Source organism: Rhodococcus sp. 06-470-2 (assembly GCF_002258235.1).
In the GTDB taxonomy this organism is placed as follows: Bacteria; Actinomycetota; Actinomycetes; order Mycobacteriales; family Mycobacteriaceae; genus Rhodococcoides.
In genome coordinates this window covers 193,223-215,804 of sequence record NZ_NOYB01000016.1, presented here as the reverse complement: position 1 = coordinate 215,804, position 22,582 = coordinate 193,223, and the positions used below count along the sequence as shown (strand labels likewise).

General features: G+C 65.3%; 23 protein-coding genes. 9 read left to right on the top strand and 14 right to left on the bottom strand.

All coding sequences use genetic code 11. From position 1 onward, the window contains the following. Nucleotides 1-57: 57 nt before the first annotated feature. From CH276_RS10015 to CH276_RS10005, 3 genes are all read left to right on the top strand, one after another. On the top strand, nt 58-657 hold the full coding sequence (locus tag CH276_RS10015; protein WP_230596950.1) for a hypothetical protein: 600 nt from the start codon (nt 58-60) through the stop codon (nt 655-657). Continuing rightward, nucleotides 657-884: a helix-turn-helix domain-containing protein gene (locus tag CH276_RS10010; protein WP_045197695.1), complete on the top strand. Its 228-nt coding sequence runs from the start codon at nt 657-659 to the stop codon at nt 882-884. Before CH276_RS10015 ends, CH276_RS10010 begins: the two co-directional genes overlap by 1 nt. 90 nt (nt 885-974) lie before the next feature. Continuing rightward, nucleotides 975-2,198, top strand: coding sequence for a TerD family protein (locus CH276_RS10005; protein ID WP_254923858.1), 1,224 nt, complete (start codon nt 975-977; stop codon nt 2,196-2,198). Here CH276_RS10005 and CH276_RS10000 read toward each other — a convergent pair. The 3 genes from CH276_RS10000 to CH276_RS09985 all read right to left on the bottom strand — a co-directional run bounded on the left by CH276_RS10000 (nt 2,173) and on the right by CH276_RS09985 (nt 6,992). Next, a complete protein-coding gene (locus CH276_RS10000; protein ID WP_045200639.1) occupies nt 2,173-3,636 on the bottom strand; it encodes a glycosyltransferase family 87 protein in 1,464 nt (487 codons plus the stop codon). The genes CH276_RS10005 and CH276_RS10000 overlap by 26 nt on opposite strands. 113 nt (nt 3,637-3,749) lie before the next feature. Then, nucleotides 3,750-5,858, bottom strand: a complete 2,109-nt coding sequence (locus tag CH276_RS09995; protein WP_045200640.1) for a transglycosylase domain-containing protein — start codon at nt 5,856-5,858, stop codon at nt 3,750-3,752. 702 nt (nt 5,859-6,560) lie between these two features. Beyond that, on the bottom strand, nt 6,561-6,992 hold the full coding sequence (locus CH276_RS09985; RefSeq protein WP_179273674.1) for a DUF5318 domain-containing protein: 432 nt from the start codon (nt 6,990-6,992) through the stop codon (nt 6,561-6,563). 189 nt (nt 6,993-7,181) lie between these two features. Between CH276_RS09985 and CH276_RS09980 the strand changes: the two genes are divergently transcribed. After that, entirely contained in the window at nt 7,182-7,712 is a 531-nt protein-coding gene (locus CH276_RS09980; protein WP_094629051.1) for a GNAT family N-acetyltransferase, read from the top strand. 34 nt (nt 7,713-7,746) lie between these two features. On the opposite strand, the gene CH276_RS09975 is transcribed toward CH276_RS09980, so the two are convergent. Then, nucleotides 7,747-8,154: a hypothetical protein gene (locus CH276_RS09975; RefSeq protein ID WP_032396937.1), complete on the bottom strand. Its 408-nt coding sequence runs from the start codon at nt 8,152-8,154 to the stop codon at nt 7,747-7,749. Nucleotides 8,155-8,275: 121 nt separating this feature from the next. Between CH276_RS09975 and CH276_RS09970 the strand changes: the two genes are divergently transcribed. Further along, nucleotides 8,276-8,866: a PadR family transcriptional regulator gene (locus tag CH276_RS09970; protein ID WP_032396938.1), complete on the top strand. Its 591-nt coding sequence runs from the start codon at nt 8,276-8,278 to the stop codon at nt 8,864-8,866. After that, nucleotides 8,859-9,941: an inositol-3-phosphate synthase gene (locus CH276_RS09965; RefSeq protein WP_032396939.1), complete on the top strand. Its 1,083-nt coding sequence runs from the start codon at nt 8,859-8,861 to the stop codon at nt 9,939-9,941. Before CH276_RS09970 ends, CH276_RS09965 begins: the two co-directional genes overlap by 8 nt. A gap of 103 nt (nt 9,942-10,044) precedes the next feature. On the opposite strand, the gene CH276_RS09960 is transcribed toward CH276_RS09965, so the two are convergent. Then, a complete protein-coding gene (locus CH276_RS09960) occupies nt 10,045-10,395 on the bottom strand; it encodes a nuclear transport factor 2 family protein (RefSeq protein WP_094629214.1) in 351 nt (116 codons plus the stop codon). Between the two features lie 108 nt (nt 10,396-10,503). On the opposite strand from CH276_RS09960, the gene CH276_RS09955 reads away from it, so the two are divergent. Both CH276_RS09955 and CH276_RS09950 read left to right on the top strand, forming a co-directional pair. Next, entirely contained in the window at nt 10,504-10,923 is a 420-nt protein-coding gene (locus CH276_RS09955; RefSeq protein WP_369597428.1) for an MmcQ/YjbR family DNA-binding protein, read from the top strand. Beyond that, nucleotides 10,914-11,798 (top strand): LysR family transcriptional regulator, encoded by an 885-nt coding sequence (locus CH276_RS09950; protein WP_094629049.1) that lies wholly within the window; start codon nt 10,914-10,916, stop codon nt 11,796-11,798. The genes CH276_RS09955 and CH276_RS09950 overlap by 10 nt, the downstream gene beginning before the upstream one ends. On the opposite strand, the gene CH276_RS28440 is transcribed toward CH276_RS09950, so the two are convergent. The 4 genes from CH276_RS28440 to CH276_RS09935 are packed head-to-tail and all read right to left on the bottom strand — an operon-like array spanning nt 11,782 to nt 15,111. After that, nucleotides 11,782-11,955 carry a hypothetical protein gene (locus tag CH276_RS28440; RefSeq protein WP_176459187.1) on the bottom strand — a complete coding sequence of 58 codons (174 nt, stop codon included), beginning with the start codon at nt 11,953-11,955 and terminating at the stop codon, nt 11,782-11,784. The genes CH276_RS09950 and CH276_RS28440 overlap by 17 nt on opposite strands. Beyond that, entirely contained in the window at nt 11,952-12,773 is an 822-nt protein-coding gene (locus tag CH276_RS09945) for a carbohydrate ABC transporter permease (RefSeq protein WP_032396942.1), read from the bottom strand. Before CH276_RS09945 ends, CH276_RS28440 begins: the two co-directional genes overlap by 4 nt. Then, on the bottom strand, nt 12,770-13,816 hold the full coding sequence (locus CH276_RS09940) for a carbohydrate ABC transporter permease (RefSeq protein ID WP_176459186.1): 1,047 nt from the start codon (nt 13,814-13,816) through the stop codon (nt 12,770-12,772). The genes CH276_RS09945 and CH276_RS09940 overlap by 4 nt, the downstream gene beginning before the upstream one ends. Before the next feature lie 14 nt (nt 13,817-13,830). Then, complete coding sequence (locus tag CH276_RS09935; RefSeq protein ID WP_094629048.1) at nt 13,831-15,111, bottom strand: ABC transporter substrate-binding protein; 1,281 nt, start codon at nt 15,109-15,111, stop codon at nt 13,831-13,833. Nucleotides 15,112-15,300: 189 nt separating this feature from the next. Here CH276_RS09935 and CH276_RS09930 point away from each other — a divergent pair, with 189 nt between their 5' ends. After that, the gene (locus CH276_RS09930; RefSeq protein ID WP_094629212.1) at nt 15,301-16,119 is read left to right on the top strand and encodes a DUF2786 domain-containing protein; all 819 of its coding nucleotides are present in this window, start codon (nt 15,301-15,303) and stop codon (nt 16,117-16,119) included. 415 nt (nt 16,120-16,534) lie between these two features. Here CH276_RS09930 and CH276_RS09925 read toward each other — a convergent pair whose 3' ends face one another. Genes CH276_RS09925 through CH276_RS09905 form a run of 5 tightly spaced genes read right to left on the bottom strand, consistent with a single transcriptional unit; the run spans nt 16,535 to nt 22,516 of the window. Then, a complete protein-coding gene (locus CH276_RS09925) occupies nt 16,535-17,800 on the bottom strand; it encodes an MDR family MFS transporter (RefSeq protein WP_094629047.1) in 1,266 nt (421 codons plus the stop codon). Further along, complete coding sequence (locus CH276_RS09920; RefSeq protein WP_217901453.1) at nt 17,797-19,548, bottom strand: ABC transporter permease subunit; 1,752 nt, start codon at nt 19,546-19,548, stop codon at nt 17,797-17,799. The genes CH276_RS09925 and CH276_RS09920 overlap by 4 nt, the downstream gene beginning before the upstream one ends. A gap of 3 nt (nt 19,549-19,551) precedes the next feature. Continuing rightward, nucleotides 19,552-21,030, bottom strand: coding sequence for an ABC transporter substrate-binding protein (locus tag CH276_RS09915; RefSeq protein ID WP_254923857.1), 1,479 nt, complete (start codon nt 21,028-21,030; stop codon nt 19,552-19,554). Beyond that, the gene (locus tag CH276_RS09910) at nt 21,027-21,794 is read right to left on the bottom strand and encodes an ABC transporter ATP-binding protein (RefSeq protein ID WP_094629045.1); all 768 of its coding nucleotides are present in this window, start codon (nt 21,792-21,794) and stop codon (nt 21,027-21,029) included. Before CH276_RS09910 ends, CH276_RS09915 begins: the two co-directional genes overlap by 4 nt. Next, nucleotides 21,791-22,516, bottom strand: coding sequence for an ATP-binding cassette domain-containing protein (locus CH276_RS09905; protein ID WP_094629044.1), 726 nt, complete (start codon nt 22,514-22,516; stop codon nt 21,791-21,793). The genes CH276_RS09910 and CH276_RS09905 overlap by 4 nt, the downstream gene beginning before the upstream one ends. Nucleotides 22,517-22,582 lie beyond the last annotated feature (66 nt).

Below are 22,582 nucleotides of genomic sequence, written 5' to 3'. Positions count from 1 at the left end.
ATTTTCGATAGGTTATCGATATTCGTTGTTATCGACTATCGATATGGAGGCGGCGGGATGGCATACGGACTGGGCTCGGCACGAGCCAACAAATGGGCTATGGCGTTCTACGCGGCTGCGGCTGTGGTGTGGTCGGGGAGGAGGCTGTGGCAGTACCACTCGTCTGAGGACGTCCTCGCGCGGTTGGAACTGCAATCGGGCACACCACCAGCCGAGTTGTTCGGCGGTCGGTTGGAACCGGGCAACTCGATCGAGCTCAGCGTGCCCAAAGCGGACCTGACCCGACTGATGGGCATCATCGACTTCATGCGCTACGGGTCCATCGTCGTAGGGATGGTCATCATTCTGGTCGGGCTGCTGTTCGTCTACCGATTCTGCGACCGCGTCATCATGGGCAACCCGTTCACCAACGCCGCCCGCACCGACGTGGTGATGATCGGCGTCTGCATCGCCGTCTATCCCGCCATCACCGGCTTCATGAATCTGCTGGGCACGAACAGTGTCGTCGGCGCACTGGAGCTATCGGACGTCGCAACGTCGTCGATATCGACCGTCGGCCTCTACGTTGCAGTCGTAGTAGCGGTGTTTCTGCAGTTCGTCTACGCCACCATCACCCAGGGCACCAAGCTCGCTCGCGATGCCGAGGGCCTGGTCTGATGGTGGAGGAGTTCGTCGACCACCTGGTCGTCTGCCATCTGGGCGAAATTCTCGACGCCCGCGGGATGACGCTCGCCGAGCTCTCGCGTCTGGCCGGAGTCAGCGTGGTCAATCTGTCGGTGCTCAAGAACGACCGCGCCAAGGCAATCCGATTCTCGACCCTCACCGCCGTGTGCCGCGCCCTCGACTGCACACCCGGCGACCTGTTCACCCTGCGCCAGGTCTGACGGCCGCCGAATCCCAGTGACGCCAGTCGGACAAATCGAACAAGTACATTGGAGGGCGGTAACCAGCACTACGAGAGAGAGTCCATCACATTGTCTGCTCCGGCCGGTCAACCGTTGTCCAAGGGTCAGAACGGCCCACTCACCGTCGGTGACGTCGTCGTCTCCATCTCGCTGGCCGTACCCGCGGACCTGTCCGCGCTACTGGTCACCGACGCCGGAAAAGTGCGCACCGACGCCGATTTCGTGTTCTTCAACCAGCCCACCGGCCCCGGTGTACGCCTCGAGCCCGGCCAGGGCGGACCGGCCCGGCTCGCCGTATCGCTCGCCGCAGTTCCCGCCGACATCGAGCAGATCCGCGCTGTCATCACCCTCGACGACGCGTCGAGCAACTTCGGTCGATCCGCCGCTCCCGTCGCCCGAGTGAGCGACGCGACCGGAAATGTGTTGTACGAGTACACGATCGACGGCTTGAGCTCGGAGTCGATCGTGATCGCACTGGAGATCTACCGACGTCAGGGAAGTTGGAAAGTGCGAGCCGTCGGGCAGGGTTACGCAGGTGGCTTCGCCGCACTGGTGACCGACCACGGTGTGTCCGTGGACGACGCCCCCGCACCCGCACCGACGCCTGCTCCCGCACCCGCGACTCCACCGCCGCCTGCTGCGCCTCCCGCACCACCCGCCGCCCCGGTCCGTTCCGAGGCTCCGGAAGTCAGCCTCACCAAGTCCAAGCCCGTCAGCCTCACCAAGGGTCAGAAAGTCACCCTGCGCAAGGACGGCGGGGTGGCTCTGACGGTCATCCGCATGGGCCTCGGCTGGGATCCGGTGACCACTCCGAAGAAGGGCGGACTGTTCGGTGGCGGAGGCCGAGCCGCGAACATCGACCTGGACGCGTCGGCGATCATGCTCGCCGACCGCAACGTCAACGATGTCGTCTACTACGGGCAGCTCGAGGCCAAGGACGGCTCGATCGTGCACCAGGGCGACAACCTCACCGGCGAAGGCGAGGGCGATGACGAGGTGATCGTGGTCGACCTGACGCGGGTACCCAAGCACGTGACCGGCATCGTCTTCACCGTCACCTCGTACCGCGGTCAGACGTTCGAGCAGGTCGCGAACGCATTCTGCCGTCTGGTCGACAACACCACCAACACCGAACTCGCCCGCTTCACCCTGCAGGGCGGCATGCCGTTCACGGGTCTGGTGATGGCCAAGGTGTATCGCCAGGGCAGTGAGTGGAAGCTCCAGGCGATCGGCGACGGCATCCAGGCCAAGCACGCCGGTGAAGCCGTCAAACAGCTCGGCCGCTATATGTAACCTTTCGGGCCCCGGTCCGATCCGAGATGGTCCGATCTGCAGCGCCGTCGAGCACGCCACCGAGCGGGTCGACGGCGCTGCCGTTTCTGATGAGGTCTTCGGACGGTCGGTAGATCTGCCGAACGATCAACGCGCACAATCCGATCACGGCGACATCGCGCACCACGACGGTCGCGGTGAACCACTGTTCGGGAAGGCCCTTGTTCTCCACACCCAGGTAGTAGTACATCCGCGGGAACCAGACGAATGCGTCGATCGTCATCCACGCCAACAGAATTCGCCGATGCGGCAGCGCCAGCACGGCCAACGGAACCAGCCACAGCGAATACTGCGGGCTCCATACCTTGTTGGTGAGCAGGAACCCGGCCACCACCAGGAACACCAGTTGCGCGAGACGCGGCCGCGTCGGTGCCGTCGTACCGATGTATGCGATCAGCGCACACACGATGGCGAACAACACGAGTGTCACGGCGTTGAGGACCAACGGTTTGTCGCCCGGGTAGAGGGGGCCGTCGAAACCGGTCCAGCCGGTGAACGAGGTGACGACGTTGTACAGCGAATCCGGGTCGGCACCGCGCTCGGAATTGAGCCGGAAGAATTCGTACCATCCCGACGGATACAGCAGCGCGAGAGGGAGATTGACCGCCAGCCAGGCACCGAGCGCCGCGCAGGCGGTGATGCCCCACTCGCGCATCTTTCCGGTGCGCCAGCACAGCACCAGCAGGGGTCCGAGGAACAGCAGGGGATAGAGCTTGGTGGCACCGCCGAGACCGATCAGAACTCCGGCCAGAACCGGCCGCTTCTTGGCCCACGCCAGCAATCCGGTGAGAGCGAAAGCCGTTGCGAGAGCGTCGAAATTGGTGAATCCGTGCACGATCACCAGCGGCGAGGCCGCCACGAGCGCGGCATCCCAGATGCGGCGTCCGGCAGCTATCGCGGTGGCCCACACGGTGACCAGCCAGGCGACCGCCAATCCCAGGGCAACCACGTTGAAGTAGACCACGACCGGCAGCGCCTGCGGCAGGAAACTCAGTGAGTTCCAGGCTTTTCCGACGACCATCGAGCCGTACTGGTACAACCCCGCGAGCACCGGGTACTCCATGTACCTGATCTGACTGGACCCGTCCGCCTTGGTTTCTTCCCAGGACTTCTTGTACGGGAAAGCACCTTGATCGAGTCGCTCCGCCCCGTAGAGCGGCACGGTGTCGGAATAGCACATCGCCACGTACTGACGACTGCCACTCCAGTCGAGTCCTAGCTCGCCGCCCGGTCCCACCGGTGCCTGCTGGATACAGGCTGCCTTGGCGAACCAACCGAAGCACAGGAAGACCACCGCCAGCAGCAGAATCACCCGTAGTGCGGTGAACCAGCGCTGCCGACCGATCAGCGCGTGCTTGCCGACCGGCCCGCCGATGACCGAGGACAGTTCCTCGGTCATCGGATCGGTACGACTGGGCAGATCGCGGTCTGCTGCGCTCGCGGGGTCGAGCCGACCGGGGCTGGCCACTGCTCGACCCTTGCGCTCGGGTTCGGTCGTCACCGCTGGAGTCGTTACTGCCCGGGTGCCGCTGGTTCGGGCGCGGCGGGTTCGGGTGCCGCCGGTTCGGGTTCCGCGGGCTGCGCCGGTGCCAGTCCTGGCAGCGGGATGGTGACGCCGGGCAGAATCTCGACCTGCCGCGGAGTGATGACCACCGGCGGCGAGATCTCCGTCGGAATCGGCAGGGTCACCTGCGGCGGAGCTGTCGACGGTGCCACCGTCGCCGTGGGGGCCGGTGCCGAGTACTGCGGCACCCCGGCCTGACCTGCGATGGCCTCCGGCGTCGGGAAGGTCTCGTTCGAGGTGCCCTCCAACGTGCCGTCCATCGTGTCTTTCCAGATGTCCGACGGTATGCCCGATCCGTAGATCGGTCCGCCGTAACTGTTCTCGAGCGGCAGACCCTGCTCGGTGCCGACCCACACGGCCGTAGACAGTGACGGCGTGTAACCGACCATCCAGGCGTCCTTGTTCTGCCCGGTGTCTCCGAGCTGAGCGGTACCGGTCTTGGCCGCCGACTGACGACCGCCGGCGAGGTTGTGACCGTTGGAGTAGCCGGCGATCGGACGCATCGCCGAGGTCACGTTGTCCGCGACCGCGGCCGAGACGACCTGCTGGCCCGCTTCGGGAGCGCGGTCGAGAAGGACCGTGCCGTCGGCGGTGACGACCTTCTGCACGAAGTGCGGGGTGTGATAGACGCCCGACGCAGCCAAGGTCGCGTAGGCCGAAGCCATGTCGATGACGCGAGACTGGTACTGGCCGAGCACGACTCCGTAGTTGGGGCCTGCGTTGTCGGGCTCGGTGAGAGTGGGTCCGACGCCGTCGATCTCCTGCGGGATGCCGAGCTTGTGCGCCATGTCCGCGATGGCCTGCGGACCGTTGTCCATGCCGAGCATCATGCGATAGAAGCTCGTGTTGAGCGAGCGCTTGAGTGCTTCGGCGATGGTGCACGTTCCACAGGAGGCACCCTCGACGTTGCTGATCTCGATGCCGTTGACGTCGAGCGGCGAGCTGTCGTACATCTTCGAGAGCGGAATGCCCTGATCCAGCGCAGCGGCCAGACCGAACACCTTGAACGAGGACCCGGTCTGCAAGCCGGACTGCGCGAAGTCGAATCCTCGTCCGTCCGCGCCGCCGTAGTACGAGCGGACCGCACCGGTACGGGGATCGATGGACACCGAAGCCGTGCGCAGCTCGGACGGTTCGTTCTCGAGATTGCTGTTCACGGCATCGACCGCAGCCGCCTGGGCTTTCGGATCGATGGTCGTCGTGATCTGCAGTCCCTCGGTGTTGAGGTCCTGCTCACTGACCCCGGCAGCGGACAGCTCGCGCAGCACCTGGGCCTTGATCAGACCGTTCGGACCGGCGTCGTCGGCGTCACCGGAGTCCACCTGTGACGTAGGGACCACCACCGGGAACATCATCGCGGCCCGCTGGGTCGCGTCGAGCTGACCCTGCGAGACCATGCCGTCGAGCACGTAGTCCCAACGAGCTTGCGCGCCGGTGGGGTTGGTTTCGGGATCGAGATTGGAAGGCTGCTGAATGACCGCCGCGAGGACGGCACCCTCCTCGACGGAGAGCTGATCGACGGACTTACCGAAGTACGCCGTCGACGCGGCAGCGATACCGTACGCACCACGGCCGAAGTAGATGGTGTTGAGATACGCGGCGAGGATGTCGTCCTTCGACCACTGACGCGCCATCTTCGAGGAGATGACGAGCTCACGCATCTTGCGGGTCAGCGTCCGATCGTTTCCGACCAACGCGTTCTTCACGTACTGCTGGGTGATGGTCGAACCGCCGCCTGCGCTGTCGCGTCCGAGCACGTTGTCACGGAGCGCTCGACCGAAGCCGGTCACCGAGAATCCGGGATTGGAGTAGAAATCGCGATCCTCGGCCGAGAGCACGGCATTGCGCACATGCTCCGGAATCTGGTCGATCGTCACGTCGGTGCGGTTGCCCTCGGGCGGCACCACCTTGCCGAGCACACTCGCGCCGTCCGCGGCGAAGATCGTGGCGACCTGGTTGGTCCTGATGTCGCCGGGACGCGGCACGTCCTCGACGGTGTACGCCACCATGAAGGCCAGGATCGGCACGATCAGACCCAGGGCGATCAACGCGTACATCGTGCGTCGAACGACCCGCCACTTGGACTTCTTCTTCGTTTTCGCGGCGGGACCTCTTTCGGGCGGCTCGGGCGGTTCGCTACCCGAGGAGAGAACTGATGGATCGTTCGGTTCGTAGGGCGGTGGCACGGAGCCGGACCGAGTGACGGCCGTCGGGGCAGCAGACCGAACAGGAGGCGCGATGGGCGGCTCTCCGTAGCGACGTTCTCCGTAAGGACGCTCACCTGCGGGACGTCCACTGACCGGATCGACCGGCGGCCTGCCCTGAAAGGGTCGGCTCTGCGGCGGCATCGGTCGCTGGCCCGGAGGGGGTCCGGGTCGCTGCCCGGGAGGAGGTCCAGGACGTTGGCCGGGAGGAGGCATCGGGGGACGACCCTGCGGCGGCATCGGACGCTGCCCGGGAGGAGGCCCTGGTCGCTGCCCGGGAGGAGGTCCAGGACGCTGACCGGCAGGGGGCATCGGGGGACGACCCTGCGGCGGCATCGGACGCGGGCCGGGAGGAGGCACCGGGCGACGACCGGGAGGATCGGAATGTCGACTGCCGCGCGGCGGCCCGGGCACGTCGGGACGCCGTCCGGAGTCGCTACGGCCCGGTTCGTTGCTACCCGGGTTGTTGTCGTAGGGGGAACTCACGTACGAATCTCCAGTAATTTCGGCGGCCGCGTCGAACTCTCGGTGGATGGGACCAGCGGAGCGATTGTGTCACTCACTCGCTGTTCGACGGTTCGGTTGTCGGGAACCCGATCGCGGACGACGGGGTTGTTTGGGCGCGGGAACGGCCCCGAGGACATAGGACTGGACGAGGTGGTTCCAACTGCACGACCTACACACCTCGACCACATGGACCGAGAACTCCTCCTGGGTCGCCGCGAGGCGGACGAGTTCGTCCGCAGTTCTCGCCGACCCGGACAGCGCCCCGAGCTTCTCGCCGAACACCCAGGACACCAGCGTGAGCTGCTCCTTGCGGCAGATGGGGCACACCACGTCGCTGCCGCGCCCGTGGAACTTGGCAGCGCGCAGCAGGTACGGATCTGCATCACAGACCGCTGCGACACCCGTCTTACCGGAGTAGACCTCGGCCAGCAGCGACCGACGCTGAAGGGCGTAGTCCACCACCTGTCGCTGAAGTCGCACGAGGACCAGAGTACGTGCGGCCCCTCCGATGCGGACCTGCGAACCCCGCCTCGGCGACGAGCAGGTCCCATTTCGGCCTCGAGACACAGTGCTCCACCTGTTGCGACGCGATGATCCGTCGTTCGTGATCATGGACACTGTGCCGATCCTCGCCGTGGGCATCACCGTCCGGTCCCTACACTCGCCCACATGTTCGCCACATCGGGAATACACGTGCGGCCCCGACGGGACGGCGACCTGAGCACCCTCCTACCCATCCTGCAACGTACGCACGAAACACAGCGCTATCCCATGCGCGCAGCCGCGGTGCGCGGCGACTGGCTTGCCGCACCCAACGAACTCGCAGCCTGGGTCGCCGAGCACGAGGGCACCGTCGTCGGACACATAGCGCTGCATCCGACGGCGTCACCGGGACAGGATCCCGGTGCGGACGATGCGAGCGCGCAGTGGCAGCGAGCAACCGGGGTGGCTGCCGATCGACTCGCCGTCGTGTCGCGGTTGATGACCGACGGCTCCGTGCCGGGCAGCGGAACGGCGTTGCTCGCACACGCAGTGAATGCGGCACGGAGCGAGGGACGGGCACCGGTGCTGCTCGTCGATCCGAGTAGCGCCGCTCTCGGCTTCTACCGCCGGCGAGGCTGGCACCGAATCGGGACGGCTGCGCAGCAGTGGGGCGAGTACCGAGTCGACGCGGTGCTCATGGTGGCTCCGGTTCGCTGAACCGATAAGCCACTCCACGTTCACCCGCGCTCGGTCACGCCAACAGAGCAAACAGGGCACACACCACTGCACCGCAGAGACGTACGCGGTCTGCTGATCGCAGTCGACTCATCAAGTGTCCGTTGCGTCCCGCACGCCCTAGTTCGCCATGGACTGGAGCAGCCACGAATGCAGTCGCGAGCGCGGAGATCACTGCGCCGGCAACGCTGATCAGGGCAGCAAGGTGGGTCGAACCGGACACCAACACCCACAGACACGCAGCAGCGAGTAGTCCGTAGACCAGCCCGACTACGAGGGTGATGCGCCGCGAGTGAGCGTCGTGGGCACGCTGCCAGTCGTCGTCCGGCACCTCAGCCAACGCCGGGTAGACGACGGCGGTCACCACCAACTGAAAGCCCAGGTGGAGGGCGGCAGCGGCGGCGAGCGCGTCGACCGGGGTCATAAGTCGCAGGATACGTTCACGGCCGAGTTGTCAGAATATGTATCGGCGCGATACATTCTTCGATAGTGCGGTCAATCGCATCGCCATGATGTGATCGTTGGATTCGAGAAGGGGGAGTTGCATGCTCGAGCTCGCAATTCTCGGACTGCTTCTCGAATCACCCATGCACGGTTACGAGCTCCGCAAGCGGCTGACCGGCCTGCTCGGAGCTTTTCGAGCGTTTTCGTACGGATCGCTGTACCCGGCACTCCGTCGACTTCAAACCGACGGACTCATCGCCGAGGACGCCGGTCCCGACTTGCTCGTGAAGAGACGAGCGAAACGGGTGTATCAGCTCACCCCGCTCGGCAGGGAACGATTTGCCGAACTGGTGGCCGACACCGGACCGCAGAACTACACCGACGACGGTTTCGGCGTACATCTTGCCTTCTTCAGTCGGACTCCCGCGGAAGCTCGAGTCCGCATTCTCGAAGGCAGACGTCGCCAGGTCGAGGAGCGCCGAGAAGGGCTCCGCGACGCTGTGGCCAAGGCGAACGGGACACTCGACCGCTACACCAGGCAGCTACACCAGCTCGGACTCGAATCGAGCGAACGCGAGGTGCGCTGGCTCAACGAAGTCATCGCAGCCGAGCAGGCCGACCCCAACCCAGCACCGTCCCACACAGCACCAAACAGGACAGTCAAGACAGAAGGAGAACCCGACCATGGGTGAGAACAACAACGCAATCCGCGTGGCCATTGTGGGTGTGGGCAACTGCGCCTCATCCCTGGTCCAGGGTGTCGAGTACTACAAGGACGCGGACGAGAACGCCACCGTCCCCGGCCTCATGCACGTCATGTTCGGCAAGTACCACGTCCGCGACGTCGAATTCGTCGCCGCGTTCGACGTGGACGCCAAGAAGGTCGGCTTCGACCTCTCCGAAGCCATCTTCTCCAGCGAGAACAACACCATCAAGATCGCCGACGTACCCCCGAAGGACGTCCACGTCCTCCGCGGACCGACCCTCGATGGCCTCGGCAAGTACTACCGCGAGACCATCACCGAGGCCGACGGCGACGCCGTCGACGTAGCGCAGGCCCTGCGCGACGCCAAGGTGGACGTGCTCGTGTCCTACCTCCCCGTCGGATCCGAAGAAGCCGACAAGTTCTACGCACAGGCCGCCATCGACGCAGGCGTCGCCTTCGTCAACGCACTGCCCGTCTTCATCGCCAGCGATCCCGTCTGGGCCAAGAAGTTCGAGGACGCAGGCGTCCCCATCGTCGGCGACGACATCAAGAGCCAGGTCGGTGCCACCATCACCCACCGCGTCATGGCGAAGCTCTTCGAAGACCGCGGCGTGCAGCTCGACCGCACCATGCAGCTCAACGTCGGCGGCAACATGGACTTCCTCAACATGCTCGAGCGCACCCGCCTCGAGTCGAAGAAGATCTCCAAGACCCAGGCCGTCACGTCGAACCTGCAGAAGGAATTCAACGCCAAGGACGTCCACATCGGACCGTCCGACCACGTCGGCTGGCTCGACGACCGCAAGTGGGCCTACGTCCGCCTCGAAGGCCGCGCCTTCGGTGACGTACCCCTGAGCCTCGAGTACAAGCTCGAAGTGTGGGACTCGCCCAACTCCGCAGGCGTCATCATCGACGCAGTCCGCGCTGCGAAAATCGCCAAGGACCGCGGCATCGGTGGACCCGTCATCCCCGCTTCGGCCTACCTGATGAAGAGCCCGCCGAAGCAGCTGGCCGACGACGTCGCTCGCGAACAACTCGAAGCGTTCATCATCGACGCGTAGGGCCCGCAGCTAGACGCGAACTTCCGCCCGCCGGTCCACTCAATGTGACATTGACCCCCGAAAAGGCCACTGAATGTCACATTGAGTACCGGCGGGCGTTCGTCTATCCGGCCGCGGTGATTTCTCGTGGATCGAAGGTCACCTTGATATCCATGATTCTTCCGTTCTCGATTCGCTGCCAATTGGCGGTGCTCGCCGGGGATGCGATGGACGTATGCAGGTCGAACCACGTCAGTACGTTCGGGCCGTCCACGAAGACGTGGGCGATGTCGATATCGGTGACGATCGTCGACATTCCTTTCAATCCGGCCACACATTCCGCGCCGTTGTCTGCTGTGCCGAGTGGTCCCCGGAACGTCGCGTCCTCGTGCAGGATCGACGCGAGCGTGTCGAAATCCTTCGCGTTCCAGGCCTCGAAGTAGGTTGCTGCAACTTCTTTCGGTGTCTGTGTCATGACATCGAGTCTCGAACGCACCGGACCAGAAGTCCAACAGTTGATAGCGATGATCGATAGAAGTTCTACTCATAGCCGCAGCTGGAGTTCGCGCGCTATCGTGTGCTCGTGGCCATCGACCCCACTTCGAAGCATCCGGTCCTCGAACGTGTTCGCACGATGGCGTTCGCCTATCCCGAGGTGTCCGAGAAGATCTCCCATGGCCGGCCGACCTTCCGCACCGCCTCGGTGTTCGTCTACTTCGGCGGCGGTGTCAAAGGCCGCGACCAATACGACCTCTCGATCCTGGTCAAATGCGAGAGTGCCGAGGAGCAGCGCGCCTGCGAACTCGAACCCCGCTACTTCCACCCCGCGTACCTCGGCCCGGCCGGCTGGGTGGGCTTCGACCTGAGCGACGCCGACGACGACGTCTGGGCCGAGGCAGCCGAATTGATCGACTGCAGCTACCGCGTCACGGCCCCGAAGCGGAATATCGCCAGACTCGACGCCGGTGAGGGCCCGAATCTGGGAGTGCAGCAGTGGAATTGAGACAGTTGGAGTACTTCGTCGCAGTGGCCGAGGAAGCGAACTTCACTCGCGCCGCAGCCAGAGTGCACATCAGCCAATCAGGCGTCAGCGCACAGATCCGCGCGCTCGAACGCGAACTCGGTGCCGAATTGATCGACAGATCCGGTGGCACAGCAACATTGACCACCGCAGGTCAGGCCGCGCTGACACAAGCCCGCGCGACGCTGGCCGCCGCCGGCTCGGTCAGACAATCCGTCGACGACATCGCCGGACTCCTGCGTGGCTCGCTTCGCGTCGGGATGGTCACTGCCTGCACCGTCCCACAACTGTTCGACGCGTTGGCCCGCTTCCATTCGGCGCACCCCGGCGTCGAACTTGCTCTGCAGGAGGGTAATTCCGATCGTCTGGTGGCCGATGTGCGCGCAGGAGAACTCGACATCGCACTCGTAGGTGTCGCAGCTCGGGTCCCGGACGGATTGGAATCGATGGTGGTGATCGACGAACGTATCGTCGCAGCCGTTCCACCGCAGCATCCTCTGGCAGCACAGGGCGAGGCGACGTTGGCGCAGGTGTGCGAGCACCCGATCATCGCCCTTCCTCCCGGCACGGGCATCCGTGCGGTCTTCGACCGGGACTGTGCCGGAGTAGGACTCGCGCCGTCGATCGCGTTGCAGGCCACCGCCCCCGACGCCGTGGCCGACCTCGCTGCCCGCGGCCTGGGGGTGGCGATCCTCAGCGCATCGATGACGACGTCCTACGACGACACACTCGTTGCCGTGGAGCTCACGGACTCGCAGACCGCCGCGCTGCTGGCCCTGGTCTGGCGGCCCAGGATGAACGCGGCACTGACCGAATTGGTTTCGGTGGCAACGCGCAGCTTCAACGAATCTTTTTGACGCAGAACCACAGTGCGATCAACAGACCCAGCAGGGCCACCGACGGCAGCACGCCGGGATTGCCCCCGATGATCCCGGCTACCGCAAAGATCAGCGCCACGAGTGCGAAGAATCCCAGAATGCCCGCCAGCAACTGAAGATGGTCCTGAGCGGTCACGATTTGACGCCGCCCGCCGTCAGTCCGGAGATGATGCGACGCTGGAACAGCAGCACCATGATCACCAGTGGAATCGCCACGATGGTGCCCGCGGCCATGATCGCGGCATACGGCACCACCAACGGATCGTTGCCGGTGAACCGCGCGATGGCCACGGTGACCGGTTCGGTCCTGTCACTCGAGAGCTGACTGGCCAGCAGGTACTCGTTCACGGCTGCGATGAACGCGAGGATCGCGGTGGTGAACAGGGCAGGTGCGGCAAGTGGGAGCATCACCAGGCGGAATGCTTGGAAGCGCCCGGCACCGTCGATCCTTGCGGCTTCTTCGAGCTCCCAGGGCAATTCGGCGAAGAACGCGGCCAAGGTGTAGATCGTCAACGGCAGCACGAACGAGATGTTGGGGATGACCATCGCCTGGTAGCTGCCGATCCACCCGATGTTGGTGAAGAATTGGAACAGCGGGGTCACCAATGCGACGACGGGGAACATCGACGCACCCAGGATGATGCCTGTGACCACGTACTTGAAGCGGAAGTCGATGCGGGAGAGCGCGTATGCCGTGAAGACGCCGATGACCAACGCGATCAGCGTGGTCGCGCCGCCTACTATCAGACTGTTCCCTACCGCACGCAGGAAATTGTTGCCGTTCGCCGTCGACAACGCGTTCTCGAAGTTCTCCCACGTGACGTGCGTCGGCCACGGCGTCGTGTCGAAGGTGTAACGCGGGTCGCGGAATGCGGTGACGACCATCCAATAGAACGGTGCCAGTCCCCAGACGAGGATGACGACGACACCGAGATAGATGCGGGCCTGTTTCATCGCCCGGCCCCCTTGCGCTGATTCTCCTGGGTGGCAACGGCATTGGCACCGAGGAACTTCACCAGGATGAAGGCCACGATGAAGATCATGACGAACGAGATGGTCGACAGCGACGCAGCGCTGTTGAACCCCTGCCGGATCTGCTCCACCACCAGGATGGAGATGGTTCGCGTGGCGGGGTTGCCTTCGGTGAGGATGGCCGGCAAGTCGTACATGCGCAGTGCGTCCATGGTGCGGAACAGAATTGCCACCATGAGCGCCGGCTTGACCAGCGGCAGTGTGATCTTGGTGAACCGCTGCCACGCCGACGCCCCGTCGACGCGAGCAGCCTCGTAGACGTCGGTGGGAATCATCTGCAGCCCGGCCAGAATCAACAGCGCCATGAACGGCGTCGTCTTCCACACGTCGGCGATGATCACTGCAAAACGAGCGGGCCAGGCGTCGCCGGTCCACAGAATGTTCGTTCCCAGAATGCGATTGGCGATGCCGTCGTACGCGAAGATGAAGTACCAGAGCTTGGCGGTGACAGCCGTCGGGATGGCCCAGGGGATCAGGATCGCGGCGCGGAGCAGAGCGCGTCCGGCGAAGGTCTTGCCCATGATCACGGCCATCGCGAAGCCGATGACGACCTCGATGGACACCGTCACGACGGTGAAGAACGCCGTGTTACCGACCGCGCCCCAGAACTGGGACCCGAGAGTTCCCGGGGGGCAGGGCACTGACGTGCCCGAGGCCGAGGTGCACTGCTGCAGAATCCAATGCGTGTAGTTGTCGAAGCCGGCAGATCCGCCGGTGACGAACATGCCGGTGGCGGGATCGAGACCTGGGTCCTTGGAGAAGGACATCACCAGGGCTCGGATCACCGGGTAGACGATGACGATCGCGAGGATCACCATCGTCGGTGCGATCAGCAGCCAGGCCCGACCAGGCGTCAGGCCGAAGCGCTTGTTCTTGGACCGCACATGCCGACCGCGGCCGGGGGACGAGCCCCCGGCCGCGGTGGTTGCGCCGGCCCCACTGGTCACACCAGCAGGTACAGCCATTGGTTCTCCCGAAATCAGTTGGCGCCGGCGGTTTCGATACCGGCCTGCATGTCGGTGATCGCCTGGTCCACGCTCTTCTCGCCCTTGATGGCGGCAGACACGTTGTCCTGCAAAGCCTTCGAGACGGCCGGGTAGAACGGGGTGACAGGGCGCGGGACGGCATTCTCGATGGATGCCTTCAATGCGGGAAGGTACGGCATCGCGGCGATCAGTGCGGGATCGTCGTACAGCGACGAGAGCACGGGCGGCAGAGCGCCCTCGGCGATGATGCGCTGCGCCTTCTCGCCCTGCATGAAGCGCAGGAAGTCGGCAGCCGTGGCCTTGTTCTCGGAGTACGCGCTGATCGCGGCGTTGTATCCGCCGAGCGTCGACGTGCCGACGCCGGTGACCCCGGGAAGCGGTGCGACCGCGTACTTGCCGGCCACAGCGGAACCCTCCTCTGCGGCGGTGCCGTAAACGTACGGCCAGTTGCGCAGGAACAGTGTCTTTCCGTCCTGGAACGCCTGCTGGCTCTCGGACTCCTTGAATGTGGTGTCCTGGGCCGGGATGACGCCGGTCTCGAACGCGGTGACCAGGGTCTGCAGTCCGGCCTTGGCCTCCGGGCTGTCGACGGTGGGGGTCTTGCCGTCTTCGCCGACAATCGATCCGCCGTGCGCGTTGATGATCTCCGACGCGTTGGCCGTCAGACCCTCGTAGGGGGCGAATTGCCCTGCGTAGCAGTCGATGTTGTTGTCGCGCGCGACCTGGCAATCCTCGGTGAGCTCGGCCCAGGTGGTGGGTGCCTCGGGGAGCAGATCACTGCGGTAGTAGAGCAGTCCGCCGTTGGTGTTCTTCGGTGCGGCGTACTGCTTGCCGTTGTAGGTCGCGCTCGCGACGGTCGCGGGCAGAACGCCCGCGTTGTCGAGTGCGAATTCACCCTCGAGCGGCACGAGCCAGCCCTTGGCTGCGAACTCGGCGGTCCAGACGACGTCGAGTGCCATCACGTCGTAGTCGCTCTGCTGGGCCTGGAGCTGTTGAACGAAGTCGTCGTGGGCCTGATCGGCGTCGGCGGACTGTTCCTTGAAGGTGACCTGCTCATCGGGGTTGGCGGCGTTCCACTCCGAGATGATCTGCTGGACGACACCGGTCTCGGTGGTGTCCTGTCCCTCTACATAGGTGATAGGTCCACGGCCGTCGGCATTTTCGGACGCAGCGCCCGAATCGCCGCTCGATCCGCTGTCGCTCGAACATCCGGTGAGCGTCAGCAGCGTAGCTGCTGTCGCAACCACTGCCACCTTCGTGATCAAAGACGCCATTGTTCTCTCCACTTACTTCTACGCGGTGGTATGTGCCCGGAGTTGGGCACGCAGAATCTCGCTGTGATGCTCCCCCTGACACATATGTCGATGGGTACTGTGGCACACATCGCACCGCGCAGTGGTCATTTTTGCCTTCCTGAATCGGTCAACCCGGGGGTGTCGGAGGGGGCCGGTAGCCTCTCGCTCATGAGTTCGGACAAGATGCTGACGCGGATCGGTGGGCTGCTTCGCCAAGCCGAGTCCACCGACAACCCACACGAGGCCGAGGCCTTCATGGAGGCAGCTCAGCGTTTGGCGACGTCGGCATCGGTCGATCTGGCGGTGGCGCGCTCGCACAGTGCGTCCAGGGAGCGACAGGCGACGCCGACCCAGAAGGTCATCCCCATCGGAGAACCGGGCAAGCGTGGACTCAAGACCTACGTTCATCTGTTCGTGGCCATCGCGCACGCCAACGACGTTCAGTGCGATGTGTCTCGATCGTCGACGCAGGTGTTCGCCTACGGCTTCGACTCCGACATCGAGACCACCGAGGCGCTGTATTCCTCACTGTTGATCCAGATGGTGCGAGCATCGGACGCGTACATCAAATCCGGCGCGTACCGGTCCGAGACGGCCATCCGAACCGTCACCGAGATCAAGAATCGCCGACGCTACACCCGACGCGAGGAAGTGCCGGTCGCTGCGGTGACGGCTCGGCTGAACTTCCAGACCGCATTCGCGTCGCGCATCGGTCAACGGCTCGGCGACGTGAAGAAGGAGACCGAGGCCAAAGCCATCGAACAAGAACAACAGGGCGCGGGCACAGCACTGGTGTTGCGCAACAAGGAGATCGAGCTCCGGGACTACTACCGGCAGACCTCGACTGCTCGGGGACACTGGCGCGGCCAGAGCGCGAACGCCGGGTACTCCGAGGGTGCACGAAAGGCCGGCGACCGCGCGGGGCGAAACGCAAAGATCGGCGGTCATGCCGAAATAGACGGAGCAAGCAGGCAGCTGGGACGCTGACCACTGCGTTCGTGGTGAAGACGCGAGAAGTACCTTGCCCGGTGGTCCGGTGGTGTCGGTAACGGTCGCATCGATCTCGGCTATCGACGTACCGAACAATCGGAGCACCACGGCTGTATCGACCGTTTCGAAACCCGCTACGACCGAACCATGTTCGGTGAGTACAGCAGCACAGTCGAGTTCTGCGGGTCCCCGCAGCCGGCGAACCACCGAGCTTCAGGCCTCGCGGATAGCCGGTCGTTCGCGCAAACGCGCGCGCATTCGCCAGGTGCGCACGGATTCGCGTCGAATCGAGGGCGAATCTGCGCGCGGATGACAAACGCGCGCGCGTTTGCGGGAAACCGGGGGCACCGGGAAACTGGGGGCGCGGCGGGAATCGGTGGCAGCGCGGCGGAACTCGGGCGGAGCGGCGGGGTCAGTCGAGGCGGGAGAGCACCACGCGCAGGCCGATGACACTGGCGATGGGGAACAGGGCCGCGACCAGCCACGGGATGGCTGCGCCCCAACCGGTGGCGGGGGATGCGTCGATCACCACGCCGAGTGCGGTCGATCCGATGAGCACTCCGATGCCCCCGAGCGAGGCCATGAAACCGTAGTACGAACCGAGTCGACGTTCGGCGGCCATGCGCGGCACCAGATCCCGCGCTTGGGGCATTGCGATCATCTGCCCCAGCGCGAGCAGCAGCACGAAGAGCGCAGCCGGGATCAGCCCGAGCAGGCCTTTCAACTCCAGAGGACTGAATACCGCCACGAGCGCGAACGATGCTGCCATGACGGCGAATCCGATCGGCAGCGTGATTCGCGGTGATACCCCGGCGACGCGTCGGGTGATGGGCAGTTGCGCCGTCACCACGAGAACTGCCGAGATCGCGAAGAACCAGCCCAGCACGGTCTGCGAGCCCCAGGCGCGTTCGACCTCGAGTGGCAACAGCAGGTACAGCTGGTTGTAGGCCACCAACTGCGCGCTCATCGCCACCGCGAACAGCACGAAGGTCCGGTTGCGCACCACGTCGGTCCAACCCGAGAGCCATGGGTCGTCGCGATGTTCGCCGCGCTCACGCGGCAGCCACCGCACGTGAGCGGCGATGACCAGAACGAAGATGGCCGCAGCCACGAGGCACGCGATCCTGAAATCGACGAGCAACAGTACCGATCCGACGAGCGGGCCGGTGAAGGAGCCGATTTGGCTGCACACCGACATCAGCGCGAAGCTCTCGACGCGCGTGGCTCCGCCGTCGCGTTCGCTCTTGCCCGCTTCGATCGCCACTGCGGATTCGACTGCAGGGGAGAACAATGCGGCTGCGAATCCCACCAGCACCGTGGCGATCAGCACAGCAGGCAGCGAATCGGCGAAGGCGAGACCGACGAATCCCAGCACCCGCAACACACACCCGACGAGTACGACCGGCTTGATGCCCCACCGATCGGCGAGGGTGCCACCGACGAAGAACAGTCCCTGTTGCGAGAAGGTCCTGATCCCGAGGACCACACCGACGAGCGCGGCCCCGAGCCCGAGATCACTCGTCAGGTGCACCGACAGATACGGCAACACCATGAAAAAGCCGATGTTGAAGGTCATTTGAGTCAGGACGAGCAAGCGGACGGTAGGCGTGGCTCGCCGCAGATCGACCAGAAACGACCACCGCCACCGCGTCGGAGATCCGTCGGTCCTCGTGCTCACGTACTGCGTCCTCCTGCGTCGACTTTCTCGATGACGCTACCGGTCTTGCGCACCCGCCCCGAGGTGGCACCGGCGAGCGAGACTGCAAGAACGGCGAGTGCGATCAAGGACGCGAGTGGAGCAGCAGTGACCCACGGTGCCCGCTCGACGGCGGCGACCCCGTCGGACAGTATCAATCCCCAATCCGCAGTGGGGGGTTGCGGACCGAGGCCGAGGAAACCGAGAGCGGCCAGAGCGAGGGCGACACCGGGGAGCCGAATCATGGCGTGCCGCAGCACTACCGGGACGACGCTGGGCACGATGGACCCGAACAGGATTCGCGCAGTGCCTGCCCCGAGTGTCGGCAGGATGGAAATGTAGGGCCGAGCGCGGGTCTCCTCGACGAGAGCGGCTGTGTGCGCGGCGAGCGGAGCCCACGTGACGATGAGGACGGCAACGGCCGCCCCGCCTGCACTCGGACCCCAGATCGCTGCGATCAGAATGCCGGTGACGACGGGTGGTGCCGCATTGGTCACCTCGACCAGCCCACGGGAGGCCCGCGGAATCAGTCCCATCAGCACGCCGACCACCAGCGCCGCGAGCGTCACGGCAAGCGAGAGACCGATGGAACGCAGTGCGCCGTCGGCGACGCGGGCCAACAGATCTCGACCCGAGGCGTCAGTTCCGAACGGGTGGGCCGGCGACGGAGCCGAGAACTTCTCCCGCGTCGTCGCCTGGCCGTCGCGGGGGAGTCCGGCAAGCACCATGACCAGCAGGACCGACGCCGCAGCGATCGGCACCAGCCACCGTCGCGGCGACGGGTGGAAGACGCCGGACGGGATGGGCATCGCCTTCTCGTGCAGTGCGCTACCGAGCAGAAACCGTCGGGCCAGTTCGGCGGAAATCCCCAGAACGGCACTGACGGCCAGCAGTAACAGGATGTCGATCTGCAGGGCGGGCAGATCCTGCGATTGCGCATCGCCGAGGGTGGTGCGACCCAATCCCGGTATGGCGAAGACTTTTTCGACGGCCACAGCCCCGCCGGTCATCGCGACCATGATCAGACCGATCTGCGATGCGAGGCCGGGAAGGGCACGTCGCAGAACCGCACCGGCGATCTGTGGCCGCGAGAAGCCTGCGACCGTCCACGTGATGACCCACCCCTCGGTGAAGGTGACGGCGATCGCGTCGGCGAGCAATCGCCCGATCAGCCCGCCCGCAGGCAACCCGAGTGCGAGCGCAGGCAGCACCGCGTACTCGGGACCGTTCCAGCCGTAGGCCGGAAACGACAACCACACGGCACCGAGAACGACGAGTACCGACGCGAGCAGAAACTCCGGCATCGACGTGAGTGCGGCCGCGACGCCGCCCCCGGTCCGTCTCGGTGTACCGCGGAGCCCGGCCCGAACGCTGGGAACGACCACGAGGGCGGCGGCTGCGATCGCGACGACCATCGCGAACCCCATCAGGGTCAGCGACACCAGCAGCGCATCGAGGGCCCCCGGTAGCACCGGTTCACCTGTGTTCCAGGATGTTCCGGGATTGCCCGACGCGATGCCGGTGAGCCAGTCCCAGAACATCCGCAGCGGTCCGGCATCGAGGCCGAGGTCGCGGCGAATGGCTGCCAGGGCCTCGGGGGTTGCTTCCTGCTCGGCCGAGCGGGCCCGCAGAATGCTCAGTGCCGGATCGCGATCGGACAGCCACGGCAGCATTCCGACGAGGAGGACGACACCGGCGACGGCAACCAGCCGCGAGGCGGTTGTTCTCACTGCTTACCCGAAGGCGGTCTGGTTGGTGATGAGCGTGCGTTCCCTCGGATCGCGGGCGACGCCGGTGATGCCTTCGGATTCGCCCTGGATGACGCGTTCGTGCAGCATCGGCACGGCCGCATCCTTCTCCAGGATCAGCTTCTCGGCGTCCAGGATCGCGGCGCGGCGGTAGTCTCCGGGTTCGGTGGCCGAGGCGTCTGCCAACGCCGCGTCGACCTGCAGGTCGCAGAACTGGGAGATGTTGAACGATCCCTCACAAGCGAAGTCGGAGAACATGTATGCCACGGGGTCACCGGAATCGAGCACGGTGGCGCGGGAGAGAATGAAGGCATCGAATGCGCCACTGAGCGCGTCGGTTTCGATGAACTGGTATTCGCGCACCACCTGCTCGACGACGAAGCCCTTCGCCTCGAGTTCCTGCTGCAGCAGCACGGCGACCTCGGGAAGTTCGGCACGGTCGGTGAACGTGGCGAGCGTGATCTTCTTGCCGGTGGCATCACCCGCCGGTGTGTCGGTGCGGGCGGGACGGCCCGCCGCCCACGGCAGCGCGGGGCCGAGCAGCCCGTTCGCGGCGTCCGCGCGGCCCTCGTAGACCTGCTCGACCAGACGATCCTTGTCCACCGACTCCCGTGCGGCGGCGCGCATGGCCGGATCGGCGAACACGCCGGACGACGTGTTCAGGTACAGGGTGTTGGTACGCGGCATCGGAACCTCGTGCACCAGCGACGGGTCGATGTTGGCGGCCTGCGACACCGGAATCGCCTCCACCACATCGGCGGTGCCGTTGCGGAGCGCCGCTGCGCGGGCCGTACCGTCGGGCACGAAGTCGACGTCGATGCCGGCGAGCGTCGCGGTCTCACCCCAGTAGTTCTCGTTGCGATCCAGCGTGGCACTGGATGTGCCGTTCACAGCGGTCAACACGAACGGTCCGGTGCCGGTTCCGACGGGGTCGCTGCCGCCTGCGGAGTACGCCGCGGGTGCCAGGATGGCGAGCTGAGGGCTCGAGAGTCGTTGCGGCACCAGTGGATCGACGTCCTCGGTGGTCACCTCCACCGAATCGTCGTCGGTGGCGGTCACCGTCAGCTCGACGCCGTCGAGGATGCGCGGCTTCGGCGCGGCGGTGGTGGCAGCGGTCAGTGCGGTGACGACGGCGGCGGAGTCGAGCGGCGCACCGTTGTGGAACCTCACGTCGGGTCGGAGGTCGAAACTCCAGGTGCGCTCGTCGACGCGGTTCCAGGCGGTGGCCAGAGCCGGCTGCGCGTCACCGAGGTCGTCGAGGGTGACCAGGGTTTCGGCGGTGGACCAGCGCGAGAGTTTGAAGGCGTCGTCGCTGAACTGCGAGAGCCCCGAGCGTGGCGGCTGCAGCATCGCAACGCGGGCCCTGTCCGTGGTGTCGTCGGAAGGGGCCGAAGAAAAGCAGCCGGTCAGCGTGAGGGTTCCTACCGCTGCCAGGGTGCCGAGGCGGAAGACGTTGGTGGTCAATGGATCTCCTGTGGTGGTGCGAGCCGGGGTACGGCGTCGATCAGGTCTCGGGTGTACGGGTGCTGTGGGTCGGTGAGAATGTCTCGTACACTGCCGGTTTCGACGATCCGGCCGTCGTGCATCACCGATACCTCGCGGCAGAGTCGTGCGACCGCAGACAGGTCGTGGCTCACGATCAGCAGGGCGCTCGGTAGGCCGGCGAGCACTGAGAGGACCTGCTCACGTAGGTCGGGGTCCAGTCCGCTGACCGGCTCGTCCGCCAGCAGGTACCGCGGTTCGCATGCCACCGCACGCGCAATGGCGACGCGTTGATTCTGGCCACCGGACAGTTCCGTCGGGCGGCGCTGCAGATAGCGCTGGTCCAGCCCGACGGCGGCGAGTGCGGCAGCTGCCTTGGCTCGGTGATCGCCGTCGATGCCGAGCAGTCGCAGCGGTGTGGCCACCAGATCCAGGACACTGCGGCGTGGGTCGAGACTGGTGGCGGGGTCCTGGGGTACGTACTGCACCAATCGGCGAAACCACCGCAGCGATCTCGCGGAACCCGGACGGACGTTGCGCCCCTCCAGTTCCACGGTGCCCGCATCGGGGGAGTCCAGTGCCAGCAGCATGCGCAGCACAGTGGTTTTCCCCGAACCGGATTCGCCGACAACGGCGACGCGACCGGCAGGCGGTAGCGAAAGCGAGACAGAGTCCAGCGCGGTACGAGACGATCCGTGCCGAACGTAGGTGCGCGTGATGTTCGTCGCCGCCAATCCCGCAGTCATCGCGCTACCAGCTGACGAAACGGATCGGCGGCGCGAGCTCGATCGAGCATGCGCACCACGACATCGGACCTGGGACTGTCGAGAATCTCTGCCGTGGAGCCTGATTCGACGATGCGTCCCGAGTCGAGAACCATCAGGTGATCGCACAGCTGTGCGGCGACGGCGATGTCGTGCGTGATCAGCAGCAGCGAGGCCACCTCACGAAGAGCGTCGAGTACCCGCGCCTGGCTGACCACATCGAGGGCCGTCGTCGGTTCGTCCGCGATCACCAGCGGGCTCTCGCGCGCCAATGCGACTGCGATACAGACGCGTTGACGCTGACCACCGGACAGCTCGAGCGGGTGCGCGGCCAGGATGCGTTCGGTGTCGCGCAGACCCACACGCTCGAGCAGCGCGGAGGCGTCGCGCGCGCGGAGTTGCCTGCCGACGGTGACCATCGGGTTCAGCGCGGTGGCCGAATCCTGGAACACCATCGCCGGACGGGCGGTGCGCGGTCGCCGGGGCGTCGGAACCCCGGTGACGTCGTGGCCGTCGACGAGAATGCTGCCGCTGCAGGTGATGCCCGGCGGCAGCGCTCCGACCAACGCCGAAGCGATCATCGACTTTCCCGATCCCGACGCACCCAGAAGGCCGAGGCGTCGACCGGCGGGGATCTCGAAGGACACGTGCCGGACGATGCGCGAGTGTCCGGCGTCGATGCAGAGGTCATCGACGGCGAGCACGGTTTCTCCTGGGCTTGAAGGTGTTTATGAATGCGACAATCGTTGTCGATAGAGGACTGTAGGCGA